Here is a 16162-nt window from a genome sequence, read left to right on the forward strand (position 1 = left end):
TGTCTAAATGAATTGACACAACGGGATGTCAGGTTAAACTGACAGGCAGGACAGGGTGCCGTGGGAAATTCCAACAGGGAATCGCGGCAGGAGGAAAAACCTTTGGAAAGCAATGCAGTGATATTAACCGCACCGGGCCAGTTGGCGCTCGATACGGTGGGACTGGTCCCGCCCGCCGCGGACGATATCGTCGTTGCTATTCGGCATTCCGGTATTTCGACAGGAACGGAAAAATTGTTCTGGTCGGGCGAAATGCCCCCGTTTCCGGGTATGGGATACCCCTTGATCCCGGGATATGAGGCAGCCGGCGAAGTTGTCGAGGCAGGTGCGGACAGCGGATTTCGCGTTGGCGAACATGTCTTTGTGCCCGGCGCGAACTGCTATGATGGTGCGTTTGGCCTGTTCGGGGCTGCGTCTCAGACGCTTGTCACCAAGGCGGCGCGCGTGACCCGGATTGATGCCGGAATGGGGGCTGCCGGCGCGCTGTTTGCGCTTGCTGCGACGGCGCGCCATGCGATGGCGGGGCCGAACAAGGCCGTGCCTGACCTGATTATCGGCCACGGCGTTCTGGGCCGTCTGCTGGCCCGCCTGACGATTGCCGCCGGTGCGCCTGCGCCAACCGTCTGGGAAATTGACCCGCAGCGCATGGATGGGGCTGATGGGTATCAGGTGATGGCACCGGAAGCGGACGCGCGCCGCGATTACATGTCCATCTATGATGCATCGGGTCGCGGAGATCTGCTGAACGACCTGATCGGGCGGATCGCCAAGGGAGGCGAAATCGTGTTGGCGGGCTTCTACACAGCGCCGCTGCAATTCGCCTTTCCGCCCGCTTTCATGAAAGAGGCCCGGTTCCGCGTCAGCGCGGAATGGACGTCGGCCGACATGATCGCAACCAAGGCGCTGGTCGAGGCCGGCGCGCTGGAACTGGCGGATCTGATTACACACCAACAACCGGCAGAAGCTGCGCGGCAGGCTTACGAAACAGCCTTTACCGATCCGGCCTGCCTGAAGATGATTTTGAACTGGGGAACCGCATGAAGGACGAAATACCGAATCTTAAGGATTTCGATCAGCGTCTGCGCGACGAAGCGCACGAGGAACCATCGCTGGAAGTGCCGCAGGGCGAACCCACATCGAAAACCCAGATTATCGCGATTTATGGCAAGGGCGGGATTGGCAAATCGTTCACGCTGGCGAACCTGAGCCATATGATGGCCGAAATGGGCAAGCGGGTTCTGCTGATCGGCTGTGACCCGAAATCCGACACGACCAGCCTTTTGTTCGGCGGCAAGGCCTGCCCGACGATCATCGAAACATCGGCGAAAAAGAAAATCGCCGGTGAAGAGGTCAAGATCGGTGATGTCTGTTTCAAGCGCGGCGGCGTGTTTGCGATGGAACTGGGCGGGCCAGAGGTTGGCCGCGGTTGCGGCGGGCGCGGTATCATCCACGGGTTCGAGCTGTTGGAAAAGTTGGGCTTCCACGATTGGGATTTTGACTACGTCCTGCTGGATTTCCTGGGCGACGTTGTTTGTGGCGGCTTTGGCCTGCCGATTGCCCGCGACATGGCGCAAAAGGTCATTCTGGTCGCATCGAACGACCTGCAATCGCTGTATGTCGCCAACAATGTTTGTTCGGCGGTCGAATATTTCCGCAAGCTGGGCGGCAACGTCGGTGTGGCTGGCCTTGTGATCAACAAGGATGACGGCAGTGGCGAGGCGCAGGCCTTTGCCAAGGCAGTGGATATTCCGGTTTTGGCCGCCATTCCGCAGAACGACGACCTGCGCAAGAAATCGGCGAACTACCAGATTGTCGGCACCCATCAAAGCGAATGGGGCCCGATGTTCGAAGGTCTGGCCGATGCCGTGGGCATTGCCCCGCCCGTGCGCCCCAATCCGCTGGACCAGGATGGCCTGCTGGGCTTGTTCGACGCCAAGGATACCGGTGGCGATTACCAGCTTGTTCCCGCCACCGACATCGATATGCGCGGCAAGAACGCCAAGCCGATGGAAAGCCTTGAGGTCATTTATGATGACGCATGAGGCGGCCACCCAGGGCTACGAAGTCGGCTATGATGAGGCGGGCAAGGTTCGCATTATCGAAGGTGCCGCGCGTGATGATGCCACCCCGGATCTGCCGGAAGCTGCAGCGCAGACCGCGTTGGATGGTGGCTGCACGGCTGGGGCGGCCACGATGGAAGCCGCCGCACGTGCCGCTGGCAAATCCGATATTCTGGATCAATACGCCAAGGACTATCCGCAAGGCCCCCATGACCAGCCACAGTCGATGTGCCCGGCCTTCGGGTCTTTGCGCGTGGGCCTGCGGATGAAACGCGTGGCAACGGTCCTGTCCGGGTCTGCCTGTTGCGTTTATGGGCTGACATTCGTGTCGCATTTCTATGGCGCGCGCCGGTCGGTCGGTTACGTGCCGTTCAATTCCGAAACGCTGGTGACTGGCAAGTTGTTCGAGGATATCCGCGAAAGCGTGCACGATATGGCCGACCCTGATCGCTATGATGCGATTGTGGTGACGAACCTGTGCGTGCCGACTGCATCGGGTGTGCCGCTGCGGTTGCTGCCCAAGGAAATCAACGGTGTGCGGATCGTCGGCATCGACGTGCCCGGATTCGGGATCCCCACCCACGCCGAAGCCAAGGATGTGCTGGCCGGGGCGATGCTCAATTATGCCCGCGCAGAGATCAAGGCAGGCCCCGTGGCCCGCCCCGCCTCTGGTAAATCCGACCGTCCCGCTGTTGCCCTGCTGGGCGAAATGTTTCCCGCAGACCCGATGATGATCGGGGCGATGCTGGCGCCGATGGGGCTGGCGGTTGGGCCTGTGGTGCCAACGCGCGAATGGCGCGAGCTTTATGCCGCACTCGATTGCGGCGTCGCGGCAGCGATCCACCCGTTTTATACTGCCAGCATCCGCGAATTTCAGGCCGCTGGCCGCAAGGTTGTCGGATCGGCCCCGGTTGGCCATGATGGCACCGCTGCATGGCTGGCCGCGATTGGCGATGCATATAATGTCAGCCCCGATCAGATTGCCACCGCGCAGAATACATTCCTTCCCGCGATCAGGGCGGCGCTGACTGGATCACAGATAAACGGCACGGTCACATTGTCGGGCTATGAAGGGTCGGAACTGCTGGTCGCCCGTCTGCTGATCGAAAGCGGCGCGGATGTACCTTATGTCGGGACGGCCTGCCCAAAGACGGAATGGTCCCGGCCCGATGCTGAATGGCTGGCCTCGCGCGGGGTCAAGGTCGTTTACCGCGCGTCGCTAGAGGATGATCTGGCGGCGGTCGATGCGATCAAGCCTGATCTGGCGATCGGCACGACGCCGGTGGTGCAACACGCCAAGGAACACGGAATTCCCGCGCTGTATTTCACCAACCTTATTTCGGCCCGTCCGCTGATGGGCCCGGCCGGTGCCGGATCGCTGGCGCAGGTCGTGAATGCCGCGATTGCAGGCAAGCAAAAGATGGACACGATGCGCGCGTTCTTTGAGGGCGTGGGCACTGCGGACACGGCCGGTGTCTGGGAAGGCGCGCCCAATCTGCGCCCGGATTTCCGCGCCCAGCATCAAAAGAAGCTGGACAAGCAAGCCCGTGCAGCCAAAGCGCAGGAGATGATCTGATGCTTGTCACCGATCATGATCGTGCCGGCGGATATTGGGGTGCTGTTTATGCGTTCTGCGCCGTCAAAGGTTTGCAGGTTGTCATTGACGGACCAGTGGGGTGTGAAAACCTGCCGGTGACGTCTGTTTTGCACTACACTGACGGTTTGCCGCCGCATGAATTGCCGATTGTCGTGACCGGTCTTGGCGAAAGCGAAATGGGTGAAGGCACTGAGGCGGCGATGAAACGCGCCTGGCAGGTGCTTGATCCTGCACTGCCTGCCGTAGTCGTGACCGGGTCGATCGCCGAGATGATCGGCGGCGGCGTGACACCGCAAGGCACCAATATCCAGCGGTTCCTGCCGCGCACCATTGATGAGGATCAGTGGGAATGCGCGGACCGCGCGATGACCTGGATCTTTACCGAATTCGGCATGACCAAGGGTCGGATGCCGCCCGAGAAGAAGCGCGAAGAGGGGGCCGCCCCCCGCGTCAATATTCTGGGGCCGATGTATGGCGCGTTCAACATGCCATCCGATCTGGCCGAGATCCGGCGCCTGATCGAAGGGATCGGCGCAGAGGTCAACATGGTGATGCCGCTGGGTGCCCATCTGGCTGAAATGCGCAATCTGGTGAATGCAGATGTGAATATCTGCATGTACCGCGAATTTGGCCGGGGCCTGTGCGAGGTGCTGGGCAAGCCATACCTGCAAGCGCCCTTCGGGATTGATTCCACCACGAAATTCCTGCGCAAGCTGGGTGAGTTGACGGGCCTTGACCCCGAACCGTTCATCGAGCGCGAGAAACATTCGACGATAAAACCGGTCTGGGATTTGTGGCGGTCTGTCACGCAGGATTTCTTTGCTACCGCTGAATTCGCCATTGTCGCGAATGAAACCTATGCCCGCGGTATCCGCCATTATCTTGAGGGCGATCTGGGCTTTCCCTGTGCCTTTGCCGTGGCCCGGTGTCGTGGCAAAAAGACCAACAACGAAGAAGTGCGGCAAATGCTGCACAGCAAGCGGCCCCTGATCGTCATGGGGTCCATCAACGAGAAAATGTATCTGGCCGAAATGAAGGCCGGGCACGGGCCAAGCCCCGTGTTCATCCCCGCCAGTTTCCCCGGTGCCGCGATCCGTCGTGCCACAGGCACCCCGTTCATGGGCTATGCCGGTGCGACCTATGTGTTGCAAGAGGTGTGCAACGGGTTGTTTGATGCGCTGTTCCATATCCTGCCGCTTGGGTCAGACATGGATGCAACTGACGCCACGCTGACCCCGCTGCGCCGCGATTTCCCATGGGACGCTGATGCACAGGCCAAGCTGGACGAGATCGTGGCCACGCACCCGATCCTGACACGTATTTCCGCCGCCAAGACCCTGCGCGATGCCGCAGAGCGGGCGGCACTCGACGCCGGAAACGACCGGGTGGTCCTTGAGACCATCGAGACACTGCAACCATCCTCGGGAGGACGCAAATGACTGATTTTACAACAGATGCACCGATACTCAGGGCCCGCACCGCGCCCCCGAAACGTGAATACTATGCCTATTTTGCGCTGATCTTTCTGGCGACATTGCCGCTTGCGTTCCTGACTTGGGCGCTGACGGCGGCACGCCGGATGGAGCTGCCTGAAAAAGGCCCCATCGCCAAGGCCTGGACACAGGCCCGGATCATCACGCCGCATATCTTTAGCGCATGAACCGCTGGCACGACATTTGCCCCACGGGGCATCCGATGTTCGTCATTCCCCCCCGGGGTGGCGGATCAGGGCAGAGGACGAACTTCTGTCGTAACCCGGCCGCGGGGGGTGCGCGGCGTCAGTACTTTATTTTGGAGACAAAACATGGCTGACAAATCTGACCTGTCCTTCACAGGTCTCACTGACGAGCAGGCCCAAGAGCTGCACACAGTGTACATGAGCGGGTTCACGATCTTCACGATCGTCGCCGTCGTTGCGCATGTCCTGACGTACATCAAGCTTCCTTGGTTCAGCTGGTAAGAAGAGGAATATCACATGGCACAGTTCTACAAGATCTGGCTGGTTTTCGACCCACGCCGCGTTTTCGTGGCACAGGGCGTTTTCCTGTTCCTGCTGGCAGCGATGATTCACCTCGTCCTGCTCAGCAACCCTGAAACAAACTGGTTCACGCTCGCCTTTGGCGCAGAATAAACCGCCTGTTTTCAGGACAATAGCATAGCTGCGGGCGGGGCCTGACCCCGCCCGGGCAAACACCGACATTGACGACGACAGGGCGCACCCGAACGGGGTTGCAGGGCCTGTCCATGAATGGAGTAGGAAGATGGCACAGCTCAGCTTCGAAAGAAAATACCGGGTCCGTGGCGGGACATTGGTTGGCGGTGATCTGTTCGACTTCTGGGTGGGGCCATTTTACGTTGGCTTCTTCGGGGTCACGACGTTCTTTTTCGCCGTGTTAGGCACGATATTGATTTTTTACGGGGCCAGCCAGGGCCCCACATGGAACCCTTGGTTGATCTCGATTGATCCGCCATCGTTGGAATATGGCCTTGGTGCCGCACCTCTGCTGGAAGGCGGGCTGTGGCAGATCATCACGATTTGCGCCATCGGCGCCTTTGTCAGCTGGATGATGCGCGAGGTCGAGATATGCCGCAAGTTGGGCATCGGGTATCACGTGCCCTTCGCTTTTGGCGTGGCGATCTTTGCCTATGTCACCCTTGTGGTGATCCGTCCTGTGTTGATGGGGGCCTGGGGGCACGCGTTTCCTTATGGCATCTTCAGCCACCTCGATTGGGTGAACAACGTGGGCTATGCCTATGGCAACTTTCACTACAACCCTGCCCATATGATCGCGATCAGTTTCTTCTGGATCAATGCGGTTGCACTGGCGCTGCATGGGTCGCTGATCCTCTCGGCGATCAATCCGGGCAAAAAGGGTGACGAGATCCGCACTCCGGACCACGAAGATACCTATTTCCGGGATTTGATCGGCTATTCCATCGGGCCGCTGGGCATTCACCGTCTGGGTCTGTTCCTGGCGTTGATGGCCGGGTTCTGGAGCGCGGTCTGCATCGTGATTTCCGGCACCATCTGGTTCGACGAATGGATCGTCTGGTGGGACTGGTACTATGAACTGCCTTGGTGGGTCGACCTGTAGGAGGGTATGAAAAATGGCTGAATATCAGAATATCTTTACACAGGTTCAGGTGCAGGGGCCGCCCGAAATGGGTGTACCCGCCGACCCTGACACCATGCGCGAACGGTCCGGCAAGGCAGGTTTCAATACGCTGTTTGGTCTGTTCGGGAACGCACAGGTCGGACCGGTGCATTACGGCTCTTACGGGCTGTTGGCTGTCATCGGGTTTGCCGCGTGGTTCTTTATCATTGGCATGAACTTCTGGGCGCAGGTCGACTATAGCCCCGGTGTGTTCCTGCGCGATCTTTTCTGGCTGGCGCTTGAACCGCCAGGCCCGGAATACGGGCTCGGCTTTGCGCCACTGGCCGAAGGTGGATGGTGGCTGATTGCCAGCTTCTTCTTTGCGGTCGGTTGCGGGGCGTGGTGGATGCGGACCTATACCCGCGCCAAGGCGCTGGGCATGGGCCTTCACGTGGCGTGGGCCTTTGCGGCGCTGCTGTGGCTGATCTTTGTGTTGAACTTTTTCCGTCCGATCCTGATGGGGTCATGGTCAGAGGCCGTGCCATACGGCATCTTCCCGCATCTCGACTGGACCAACCTGTTCTCGATCACGCATGGCAATCTGTTCTACAACCCGTTCCACGCGCTTTCGATTGCGTTCCTTTATGGATCGGCCCTGCTGTTTGCGATGCATGGCGCGACCATTCTGGCGGTGACCCGTTTCGGCGGCGATCGCGAACTGGAACAGATCGTCGATCGCGGCACGGCCACCGAACGCGCCGCCTTGTTCTGGCGCTGGACCATGGGCTTTAACGCCACCATGGAAGGGATTCACCGTTGGGCATGGTGGTTTGCGGTGCTGACCCCGCTGACTGGCGGTATCGGTATCCTGCTGTCCGGCACGGTCGTCGACAACTGGTTCGTCTGGGCGCAGATCCACGGCTATGCGCCTGATTTCTAAGGAGAGAGATGATGAAAAACGAAAACATCCTCGACATGAGCGAGAAGAGCAGGCTGTCGGCTGACATCACGTTTCTGATGTTGAAGGGGGCCGGTTACGCCGCTGCCTTTGTGCTGTCTGTCTGGTTCGTGATCGCGATGATCGCGCTGATCGGCAAGGCCCTGCCCGAAGAAAGCAAACAGGCGCCTGATCCGACGCCGCTGTCGTCATTGGTGATCATGGCCCCCGAGGCCACGACCGCCTGACAAGATTGGACCGGGGCGGCGCGCGACGCAGCCGCCCATGGTTCTTCGCTGTCGGATCACCCTCCCTGGTGGATCCGTCATGGGGTTTTGCCCCAGTTCCCTTCCTGTTGGCTACAGGAGACTAGCGTCGCAAGCGGGTTCACCCCACTTGCGGCGCTTTCTTTTTAACACAAAGGTGCCGTCATGACCAATCACCCCGAGACCCCGTTTCTTGATTGCGTGACAAGTCCGGCCGACATGCGCCGGATGAATGACACCGCACTGGCCAATCTGGCCGATGATCTGCGGACCGAAGTGATTTCGGCGGTGTCGCAGACCGGCGGGCATCTGGGATCATCTCTGGGCGTGGTTGAACTCACGGTTGCCATTCATGCGGTGTTTGACACGCCGCGCGATAAACTGATCTGGGATGTCAGCCACCAATGCTATCCGCACAAGGTGCTGACCGGCAGGCGTGACCGTATCCGCACCCTGCGTCAGGAAGGCGGGCTGTCCGGGTTCACCAAGCGCACTGAAAGTGAATATGATCCATTCGGCGCCGCCCATTCCAGCACGTCGATCTCCGCAGCCCTTGGGTTTACGGTTGGCCGCGACATGGGGATGCCCACGGGCGATGCGATTGCCGTGATCGGCGACGGGTCGATCAGCGCGGGCATGGCCTATGAGGCGATGAACAACGCCGGTGCCGAAGGGCGGCGGTTGTTCGTCATTCTGAACGACAATGAAATGTCCATTGCCCCGCCCGTTGGCGCGATGTCGAATTACCTGTCTGGCCTTTATGCGTCGCCAATGGGCGAGTTGCACAAGATGGCCGAAGGCTTCGAGGCGGCATTACCCGGTCCGCTGCGCGACCATGCCCGCCGGGCCCGGCAACTGGTGACAGGGATGCAGACCGGCGGGTCCGGCACCTTGTTCGAGGAGTTGGGCTTCAGCTATATCGGCCCGATTGACGGGCACGACATGTCACAGTTGCTGCCGGTCTTGCGCGCGGCACGCACGCGGGCAACCGGCCCTGTGCTGATTCATGTCTGCACGAAAAAGGGTAAGGGCTACGCCCCCGCCGAAACCAGTGCGGACCGTGGGCACGGGGTGTCCAAGTTCGATGTGGTCAGCGGTGCGCAGGCCAAATCGCGGCCGAACGCCCCAAGCTATACCAAAGTTTTTGGCACGGCGCTTCTGACCGAAGCGGCGCTTGATCCGGCGATCGTCGCCGTTACGGCGGCGATGCCGGATGGTACCGGCCTGAACATCATGGGCCAGCGGTTCGCGGGGCGGGTGTTTGACGTGGGGATCGCCGAACAGCATGGCGTGACCTTTGCCGCAGGCATGGCTGCCAGCGGGCTGAAACCGTTCTGTGCGATTTATTCCACGTTCCTGCAACGCGGCTACGATCAGGTCGTGCATGACGTGGCCCTGCAAAACCTGCCCGTGCGTTTCGCGATCGACCGCGCCGGGCTGGTCGGGGCCGATGGCCCGACCCATGCGGGCGCTTTCGACATTGGCTATATGGCGGCACTCCCGAACATGGTCGTGATGGCCGCTGGCGACGAGCTGGAACTGATGCATATGGTCCGCACGGCGGCGGCATATGACGATGGGCCGATTGCGTTTCGCTATCCACGCGGCGAGGGTGAGGGGCTGGACCTGCCTGAACGTGGCGAGGTGATCGAGATCGGGAAGGGCCGGATCGTGCAGGAAGGCACGGATGTGGCGCTGTTATCCTTTGGGGCGCATCTGGGTGAATGTCGCAAGGCCGCCCGTGCGATGGAAGCACGCGGCGTATCCGTGACCATTGCCGATGCACGTTTTGCCAAGCCGCTTGACCATACTCTGATCCGTCAGTTGCTGCGCAATCACAAGGCCCTGGTGACTGTCGAACAGGGCAGCCGCGGCGGATTTGGCGCGATGGTGCTGCATGATCTGGCCAATGAGGGGCTGCTGGACGGGCGCTGTCAGGTGCGCACGATGACACTGCCGGATCGGTTCATCGATCAGGCCGCGCCAGATGCGATGTATGCCGATGCCGGAATGACGGCAGTGGATATCGCGGCAATGGCCATGCAGGCGGCGGGTATTGATGTGAAAAAGGTCACATCCGGCATCCGCTAGAGAGGACCGGTCTGAAACAGCCAGACCTTGATGCCGCCGTGCGGGACGGGTGCGCCTTTGGGTTTGAATGGTAGGCCGGTTGCATTGGCAAAGCCCGCATCGCTGGTGATGATCCCCACGCGCCAGCCCTTGAACCTGTCTTGCAGCACTTTGCCAAGGTTTGCGTAAAGCCCGAACAATAGCTTGGGGTTCCCGATGCGCCCGCCATAGGGCGGGTTGCAGATCACCAGCCCCGGGGGCCCGTCGGGCCGTTGCAGGTCACTGACGGCAAGTGTTTCGAATGTGGTCAGCTGGAACACACCGGCGCGGTCGGCGTTGGCGCGGCTCATCCTGATAGCGCCGGCATCGCGGTCTGATCCGTAGAAATGATGCGAAGTTGCGCGGGGGCTGTTCTGCCGGATCGTCGCCCATGCATCCGCATCGAAACTGGCGAGCTGTTCAAAGGCGAAGTGCCGCGTGCGCCCGGGGTGCAGCCCGGCGGCCATTTCTGCCGCTTCGATCACGAATGTGCCCGATCCACACATCGGGTCCAGCACGGGTTCATCTGCCGTGTAGCCACATTCGCGCAGGAACAGGCTGGCCAGCGTTTCGCGCATGGGGGCCTTGTTCACAGCTTCCTTGTGGCCGCGTTTGTGCAGGCTGTCGCCCGAGGTGTCGATGCTGATCGTCACGCGGTTGTCGTCGATCCGCACCTTGAGCGCGAGCGCGGCATCCGCGCTGATCTGATAGCCGTTTTCCCTGAGTGCGGTTTCAATGCGCTGGGTCGCAGCACCGGCATGGTAGATTTTGGATTTCTTGTTGGTCGTGACCTCGACCCGGACCGGCACGTCCTGCCGCAGGGTTTCGGCCCACGGGAATTTATGTGCCCGCTTGTCCAGTTGCGCCAGATGGAATGCCATGAAACTGCCGATCCGCGCCAGCACACGACTGGCCCCGCGCATGGTCAGGTTGGCCCGCCAGACGTCTTCCCATGATCCCATCAGCATTACCCCACCCATGGTCAACTGCGCATCGGCAAAGCCGTTTTCCAGCGCCTCTGCATGCAGGGCGCGTTCCAACCCGGGTGTGGCTGTCATGAAGATTTCAAAAGGCTGGCTCATGCGCCGTGCATAGGCTTGCCGGGGCCACAGGTGCAAGGGCGTAACGGCATCAGGCGCTCTCGGGCTGGTGCTGTGGTTTGCCGATCCCTTCCAGCGCGCGCAGGGGGCGTTTCACAGCTTCGCCCAGACCGGGGCGGGTGGGGGCGACGGTCTGCTTGCTCACCTCGATCATCAGCACGCCACCGGCGACGATCACTGGCATCCGGTGACCCAGCCGTTCCAGAAACCCTGCCGACTTCCGCCATATCCGGCGGGTCGAAGGCGGCTGGAACAGTGCCGACATGGTGCGTTCCGTGACAAAGCGGTGCAGGCGCAACTGCGCCTCAAGCTGGCTAAGCGAATAAGGCCGCCCATAGCCGAACGGTGTCTTGTCCGACCGCGACCAAAGCCCGGCGCGGTTCGGCACGACGAATACCGCCCGCCCGCCGGGGCCAAGCACGCGCCATGCTTCTTCAAGCAGCGCCGAAGGCTGTTCGGTGGTTTCCAGTCCGTGCATCACGACCAGTTTGTCCACATGGCCGGTTTCAATCGGCCACAATGTGTCTTCGCATAACACGCTGACGTTCTTGCCTTCTGGCGGCCACGGCATCACGCCCTGAGGGCCGGGCATCAGGCCGACGACCCGCCGTGCATCTTTCAGATAGGGGCGCAGCAGCGGCACCGCGAAACCAAAGCCCATGACCATCTGGCCCTTTGCCTCGGGCCAGAGCGTGGTCAATTCGTTGCGGATCACCTTTTGCGCCGCCCGTCCAAGCGCGCTACGATAATAGAAATTTCGCAGATCCAAGACGTCCAGATGCATTGCGGTTCCGCTCTCCTTGGGCAAGACTTGTGGGGAAGCATATCAACAGAAAGCGGTTTTGCCATGACAAACGATTTCGCCCCGATCGAACTGGTGGTTGTCCCTTGCTTGTCGGACAATTACGCCTTTCTGGTGCACAACCGTGACACGGGTGCGACCGCGCTGATCGACGCACCAGAGGCTGCGCCGATCAGAAATGCACTGTCGGATAGGGGCTGGACCCTGACCGATATTCTGATCACGCATCACCATCATGATCATATTGGGGCAGTGGCAGATTTGCGCAGTGGGGCCCGCGTCATTGGCGCGGCGCGTGATGCCCATCGTCTGCCGCCCCTGGATGTGCAGGTGGCCGATGGCGACACGATTGAAATATGCGGCGTGCAGACCCATGTGCTGGACGTGTCCGGGCATACGGTCGGGCATATTGCCTTTTATATGCCCGATCCCAAACTGGTATTCACGGCTGATAGCCTGATGGCGCTGGGGTGTGGCCGCCTGTTTGAGGGGACACCGGCGCAAATGTGGGACAGCCTGCGGAAGCTGCGCGCACTTCCCGCAGATACGACCGTCTGTTCAGGACATGAATATACGGAATCGAACGCGCGTTTCGCGCTGTCCCTTGACCCGGACAATGCCGCGCTTATCTCTCGTTATGAGGGGATCAAGGCCGCACGCGCTGCTGGTCGGCCCACTGTTCCCTCGGCACTTGATGACGAAAAGCGCACGAACCCTTTCCTGCGCGCTGATGATCCTGCCCTAAAAGCGGCGATCGGGATGGCCGACGGTTCAGACGTCGATGTGTTTGCTGAAATCAGGGCAAGAAAAGACAGATTCTGACCACGATGATGTGATATCGTGATCATAGCTGGTGAAATCACAGTCTTAACGGGCGCCCGATGCGTTTTGTGACAAAGATTTGAAAATTAATCCTTGAAGGTTGGCCGATAAAACCAAACCTTAAGGATAAGAGGCCACGGTTGGCGCACACATGCAGGGTGCCGACCCCCGATACGAAGGAGCACGCAGGTGCCATCATTTTCGACCACACTTGAGCAGTCCATTCACGGCGCACTGGCGCTTGCCAATGCCCGCAAACACGAGCTTGCCACTCTGGAACATCTGCTTTTGGCACTGATTGACGAACCGGACGCGGCCCGTGTGATGCGGGCCTGTTCGGTGAATCTGGACGAATTGCGCAAGGATCTGGAAGAATTCATCGAAGATGATCTTTCGACCCTGATCACCGATGTCGAAGGATCCGAAGCCGTTCCAACGGCAGCGTTTCAGCGGGTTATCCAGCGTGCGGCGATCCATGTGCAATCGTCTGGCCGCAACGAGGTGACCGGCGCGAACGTGCTGGTCGCCATCTTTGCCGAACGCGAAAGCAATGCCGCGTATTTCCTGCAAGAACAGGATATGACCCGGTATGACGCAGTGAATTTCATCGCACATGGCGTGGCAAAGGATCCGGCGTTCGGCGAACAGCGCCCGGTGACGGGATCGGCCGAGGAATCTGAGACAATTTCAAGCGGCGAAGGCGAAGACAAGGAAAGCGCACTGGCAAAATACTGCGTGGATTTGAATGCAAAGGCGTCCAAGGGTGACGTTGATCCGCTAATCGGGCGCGCCCACGAGGTGGAACGCTGTATTCAGGTGCTGTGCCGCCGCCGCAAGAATAACCCGCTTCTGGTGGGTGATCCCGGTGTGGGCAAAACGGCAATCGCCGAAGGTCTGGCTTACAAGATCGTGAATGGCGAAGTGCCCGAGGTGTTGTCCGGTGCGACGATCTATAGCCTTGATATGGGCGCGTTGCTGGCTGGCACCCGCTATCGTGGTGATTTCGAGGAACGGCTGAAGGCCGTGATGACCGAGATGGAAAACCACAAGGACGCGGTTTTGTTCATTGATGAAATTCACACCGTGATCGGCGCCGGTGCCACGTCTGGCGGTGCGATGGATGCATCCAATCTGCTGAAGCCTGCGTTGCAGGGCGGCAAGCTGCGCTGCATGGGCTCTACGACCTACAAGGAATTCCGCCAGCATTTCGAAAAGGACCGCGCACTGTCGCGCCGGTTCCAGAAAATCGATGTGACCGAGCCATCGGTCGAGGATGCGGTGAAAATTCTCCGCGGTCTGAAGCCGTATTTCGAGGAACATCACCAAATCAAATATACCGCCGATGCAATCAGAACAGCGGTTGAACTGTCCGCACGTTATATCAACGACCGTAAACTGCCCGACAAGGCCATCGACGTCATCGACGAAGCTGGCGCAGCGCAGCATCTGGTTGCCGAATCGAAACGGCGCAAGACCATCGGCACCAAGGAGATCGAGGCAGTTGTTGCGAAAATTGCCCGCATCCCGCCCAAGAACGTGTCGAAAGACGACGCCGAGGTGCTGAAAGATCTGGAAGGTTCGCTCAAGCGGGTGGTCTTTGGTCAGGATCAGGCGATCGTGGCATTGTCATCAGCGATCAAACTGGCGCGGGCTGGCTTGCGTGAACCTGAAAAGCCTATCGGCAACTACCTGTTTGCCGGGCCAACCGGTGTAGGCAAGACCGAGGTGGCAAAACAGCTGGCCGATACGTTGGGTGTTGAACTGCTGCGGTTCGACATGTCCGAATACATGGAAAAACACGCGGTTTCGCGTCTGATTGGGGCGCCTCCGGGCTATGTTGGCTTTGATCAGGGCGGCATGTTGACCGACGGTGTCGATCAGAACCCGCATTGCGTGCTTTTGCTGGACGAAATGGAAAAGGCCCATCCGGATGTCTACAACATACTGTTGCAGGTGATGGACCACGGGAAACTGACCGACCACAACGGCCGGACAACCGATTTCCGCAACGTGATCATCATCATGACCTCGAACGCCGGTGCGACTGAAATGTCCAAGAATGCCATGGGCTTTGGCCGCGAGACGCGCACGGGCGAAGATACGGCGGCGATCGAACGGACGTTCACGCCGGAATTCCGCAACCGCCTCGATGCGATCATCAGCTTTGGCGCGTTGCCAAAACCCGTGATCATGCAAGTGGTCGAGAAATTCGTGCTCCAACTCGAGGCACAGCTGATCGACCGCAACGTGCATATAGAATTGACCAAGGCCGCAGCCGAATGGCTGGCTGACAAGGGCTATGATGAAAAAATGGGTGCGCGCCCGCTGGGCCGTGTCATTCAGGAACACATCAAGAAACCATTGGCCGAAGAGTTGTTGTTCGGCAAGCTGGTCAAGGGTGGCATCGTCAAGGTTGGTGTGAAAAAGGGCGCGCTGGAATTGACTTATGAATCACCCCAGCAGGGCCGTTTGACGGGGGGCGGGAACAAGCCACCGCTACTCACCGCGGACTAAGTCGATGATCAGATGAAAACACGAAACCCGCCACAGCGTTGTTGTGGCGGGTTTTTGTATTTTCCAGACAATGCAAGCACCTTGATTTGCCTCAAAGCGTCTTTTGTTGACCGCTATAATCTGCGGTTTTCACAGGGGGCCTTTATGAATGATCACGGGCACACAGAACAGGAAATTGCCGATCGCGTAGGGTCACCTGGTGGCAAAGGTGTGCTGCGCGATGCGGTCTACGGTGCGATTGACGGGACCGTCACGACCTTTGCGATCGTCGCAGGTGTTGCAGGGGCTGGACTATCCCCTGTTGTCATCGTCATCCTGGGGCTTGCCAACGTGCTGGCAGACGGTTTTTCGATGGCGGCCGCAAATTATTCCGGTTCCAAGGCCGAACATGATAACGCGCGCCGCATCCGCAAGATCGAAGAGCGCCACATTGATGAATACCCACGTGGCGAGTGGCTTGAGGTGCGTGAAATCCTTTCCCGCAAGGGGCTGGAAGGACAGGTTCTGGATCAGGCGACCGATGCAATTACAAAGAACCGCGAAAGCTGGGTTTCGTTGATGATGGAGGGGGAGTACGGGCTGGGCGGCATTGACCCGCATCCGCTGCGCGCGGCGATCACCACGTTCTTGTCGTTTCTTGTTGCGGGGATGGTCCCTCTCTTGCCGTTCCTGTTCAAATTCGACAGCGCATTCGTGTTCTCCGCGTGGATCACCATGGCGACGTTCGGTGCCATTGGTGCGCTGAAAAGTCTGTGGTCGCTCAGCCCTTGGTGGCGGTCTGCCGGTGAAACGATGCTGATCGGTGGCGCGGCAGCTGCCCTGGCGTTTGCTGTCGGCACGTTGTTGCAGGTCTGACCAGT

16 protein-coding genes are annotated in these 16162 nt (G+C 59.7%); 14 read left to right on the forward strand and 2 right to left on the reverse strand.

Annotation, left to right across the window (positions count from 1 at the left end; genetic code table 11):
• The first annotated feature begins 102 nt into the window (after positions 1–102).
• The 11 genes from bchC (at position 103) to dxs (ending at position 10046) form a co-directional block, all read left to right on the forward strand.
• Positions 103–1041, forward strand: coding sequence for a chlorophyll synthesis pathway protein BchC (gene bchC / locus ACTG4B_RS04570; RefSeq protein WP_439154501.1), 939 nt, complete (start codon positions 103–105; stop codon positions 1039–1041).
• Entirely contained in the window at positions 1038–2042 is a 1005-nt protein-coding gene (locus ACTG4B_RS04575) for a chlorophyllide a reductase iron protein subunit X (RefSeq protein WP_439154502.1), read from the forward strand. Before bchC ends, ACTG4B_RS04575 begins: the two co-directional genes overlap by 4 nt.
• Positions 2032–3636 (forward strand): chlorophyllide a reductase subunit Y, encoded by a 1605-nt coding sequence (bchY, locus tag ACTG4B_RS04580; protein ID WP_439154536.1) that lies wholly within the window; start codon positions 2032–2034, stop codon positions 3634–3636. Before ACTG4B_RS04575 ends, bchY begins: the two co-directional genes overlap by 11 nt.
• Entirely contained in the window at positions 3636–5096 is a 1461-nt protein-coding gene (gene bchZ, locus ACTG4B_RS04585) for a chlorophyllide a reductase subunit Z (RefSeq protein ID WP_439154503.1), read from the forward strand. Before bchY ends, bchZ begins: the two co-directional genes overlap by 1 nt.
• Positions 5093–5317, forward strand: coding sequence for a cytochrome PufQ (pufQ, locus tag ACTG4B_RS04590; protein WP_439154504.1), 225 nt, complete (start codon positions 5093–5095; stop codon positions 5315–5317). The genes bchZ and pufQ overlap by 4 nt, the downstream gene beginning before the upstream one ends.
• A 144-nt stretch (positions 5318–5461) precedes the next feature.
• Complete coding sequence (pufB, locus tag ACTG4B_RS04595) at positions 5462–5617, forward strand: light-harvesting antenna LH1, beta subunit (protein ID WP_296372258.1); 156 nt, start codon at positions 5462–5464, stop codon at positions 5615–5617.
• Positions 5618–5632: 15 nt separating this feature from the next.
• Positions 5633–5788 (forward strand): light-harvesting antenna LH1, alpha subunit, encoded by a 156-nt coding sequence (gene pufA, locus ACTG4B_RS04600; protein WP_439154505.1) that lies wholly within the window; start codon positions 5633–5635, stop codon positions 5786–5788.
• Between the two features lie 130 nt (positions 5789–5918).
• Positions 5919–6752 carry a photosynthetic reaction center subunit L gene (pufL, locus tag ACTG4B_RS04605; RefSeq protein WP_439154506.1) on the forward strand — a complete coding sequence of 278 codons (834 nt, stop codon included), beginning with the start codon at positions 5919–5921 and terminating at the stop codon, positions 6750–6752.
• Between the two features lie 13 nt (positions 6753–6765).
• Entirely contained in the window at positions 6766–7692 is a 927-nt protein-coding gene (gene pufM / locus ACTG4B_RS04610; protein WP_439154507.1) for a photosynthetic reaction center subunit M, read from the forward strand.
• An 11-nt stretch (positions 7693–7703) separates the two neighbouring features.
• On the forward strand, positions 7704–7937 hold the full coding sequence (pufX, locus tag ACTG4B_RS04615; RefSeq protein WP_439154508.1) for an RC-LH1 core complex protein PufX: 234 nt from the start codon (positions 7704–7706) through the stop codon (positions 7935–7937).
• A 183-nt stretch (positions 7938–8120) separates the two neighbouring features.
• The gene (dxs, locus tag ACTG4B_RS04620; protein WP_439154509.1) at positions 8121–10046 is read left to right on the forward strand and encodes a 1-deoxy-D-xylulose-5-phosphate synthase; all 1926 of its coding nucleotides are present in this window, start codon (positions 8121–8123) and stop codon (positions 10044–10046) included.
• On the opposite strand, the gene ACTG4B_RS04625 is transcribed toward dxs, so the two are convergent.
• Together ACTG4B_RS04625 and ACTG4B_RS04630 are read right to left on the reverse strand one after the other, a co-directional pair.
• The gene (locus ACTG4B_RS04625; RefSeq protein ID WP_439154510.1) at positions 10043–11146 is read right to left on the reverse strand and encodes a THUMP domain-containing class I SAM-dependent RNA methyltransferase; all 1104 of its coding nucleotides are present in this window, start codon (positions 11144–11146) and stop codon (positions 10043–10045) included. The two genes, dxs and ACTG4B_RS04625, sit on opposite strands and share 4 nt — an antisense overlap.
• A 49-nt stretch (positions 11147–11195) precedes the next feature.
• Positions 11196–11948 (reverse strand): class I SAM-dependent methyltransferase, encoded by a 753-nt coding sequence (locus ACTG4B_RS04630; protein ID WP_439154511.1) that lies wholly within the window; start codon positions 11946–11948, stop codon positions 11196–11198.
• 63 nt (positions 11949–12011) lie between these two features.
• On the opposite strand from ACTG4B_RS04630, the gene gloB reads away from it, so the two are divergent.
• The 3 genes from gloB (at position 12012) to ACTG4B_RS04645 (ending at position 16157) form a co-directional block, all read left to right on the forward strand.
• Positions 12012–12788 carry a hydroxyacylglutathione hydrolase gene (gene gloB, locus ACTG4B_RS04635; protein WP_439154512.1) on the forward strand — a complete coding sequence of 259 codons (777 nt, stop codon included), beginning with the start codon at positions 12012–12014 and terminating at the stop codon, positions 12786–12788.
• Positions 12789–12977: 189 nt separating this feature from the next.
• Positions 12978–15302 carry an ATP-dependent Clp protease ATP-binding subunit ClpA gene (gene clpA / locus ACTG4B_RS04640; protein ID WP_439154513.1) on the forward strand — a complete coding sequence of 775 codons (2325 nt, stop codon included), beginning with the start codon at positions 12978–12980 and terminating at the stop codon, positions 15300–15302.
• A 144-nt stretch (positions 15303–15446) separates the two neighbouring features.
• On the forward strand, positions 15447–16157 hold the full coding sequence (locus ACTG4B_RS04645) for a VIT1/CCC1 transporter family protein (protein WP_439154514.1): 711 nt from the start codon (positions 15447–15449) through the stop codon (positions 16155–16157).
• Positions 16158–16162 lie beyond the last annotated feature (5 nt).

The organism is Yoonia sp. (genome assembly GCF_965660735.1).
Taxonomy (GTDB): Bacteria; Pseudomonadota; Alphaproteobacteria; order Rhodobacterales; family Rhodobacteraceae; genus Yoonia.

What these genes read in the sequence shown, in the direction of transcription:
- ACTG4B_RS04575 (WP_439154502.1), top strand. Translation starts at nt 1,038, where the DNA reads ATGAAGGACGAAATACCGAATCTTAAGGATTTCGATCAGCGTCTGCGC.
- pufM (WP_439154507.1), top strand. Translation starts at nt 6,766, where the DNA reads ATGGCTGAATATCAGAATATCTTTACACAGGTTCAGGTGCAGGGGCCG.
- pufL (WP_439154506.1), top strand. Translation starts at nt 5,919, where the DNA reads ATGGCACAGCTCAGCTTCGAAAGAAAATACCGGGTCCGTGGCGGGACA.
- pufA (WP_439154505.1), top strand. Translation starts at nt 5,633, where the DNA reads ATGGCACAGTTCTACAAGATCTGGCTGGTTTTCGACCCACGCCGCGTT.
- ACTG4B_RS04630 (WP_439154511.1), bottom strand. Translation starts at nt 11,948, where the DNA reads ATGCATCTGGACGTCTTGGATCTGCGAAATTTCTATTATCGTAGCGCG.
- ACTG4B_RS04645 (WP_439154514.1), top strand. Translation starts at nt 15,447, where the DNA reads ATGAATGATCACGGGCACACAGAACAGGAAATTGCCGATCGCGTAGGG.
- dxs (WP_439154509.1), top strand. Translation starts at nt 8,121, where the DNA reads ATGACCAATCACCCCGAGACCCCGTTTCTTGATTGCGTGACAAGTCCG.
- gloB (WP_439154512.1), top strand. Translation starts at nt 12,012, where the DNA reads ATGACAAACGATTTCGCCCCGATCGAACTGGTGGTTGTCCCTTGCTTG.
- pufX (WP_439154508.1), top strand. Translation starts at nt 7,704, where the DNA reads ATGAAAAACGAAAACATCCTCGACATGAGCGAGAAGAGCAGGCTGTCG.
- pufB (WP_296372258.1), top strand. Translation starts at nt 5,462, where the DNA reads ATGGCTGACAAATCTGACCTGTCCTTCACAGGTCTCACTGACGAGCAG.
- pufQ (WP_439154504.1), top strand. Translation starts at nt 5,093, where the DNA reads ATGACTGATTTTACAACAGATGCACCGATACTCAGGGCCCGCACCGCG.
- bchZ (WP_439154503.1), top strand. Translation starts at nt 3,636, where the DNA reads ATGCTTGTCACCGATCATGATCGTGCCGGCGGATATTGGGGTGCTGTT.
- ACTG4B_RS04625 (WP_439154510.1), bottom strand. Translation starts at nt 11,146, where the DNA reads ATGAGCCAGCCTTTTGAAATCTTCATGACAGCCACACCCGGGTTGGAA.
- bchY (WP_439154536.1), top strand. Translation starts at nt 2,032, where the DNA reads ATGACGCATGAGGCGGCCACCCAGGGCTACGAAGTCGGCTATGATGAG.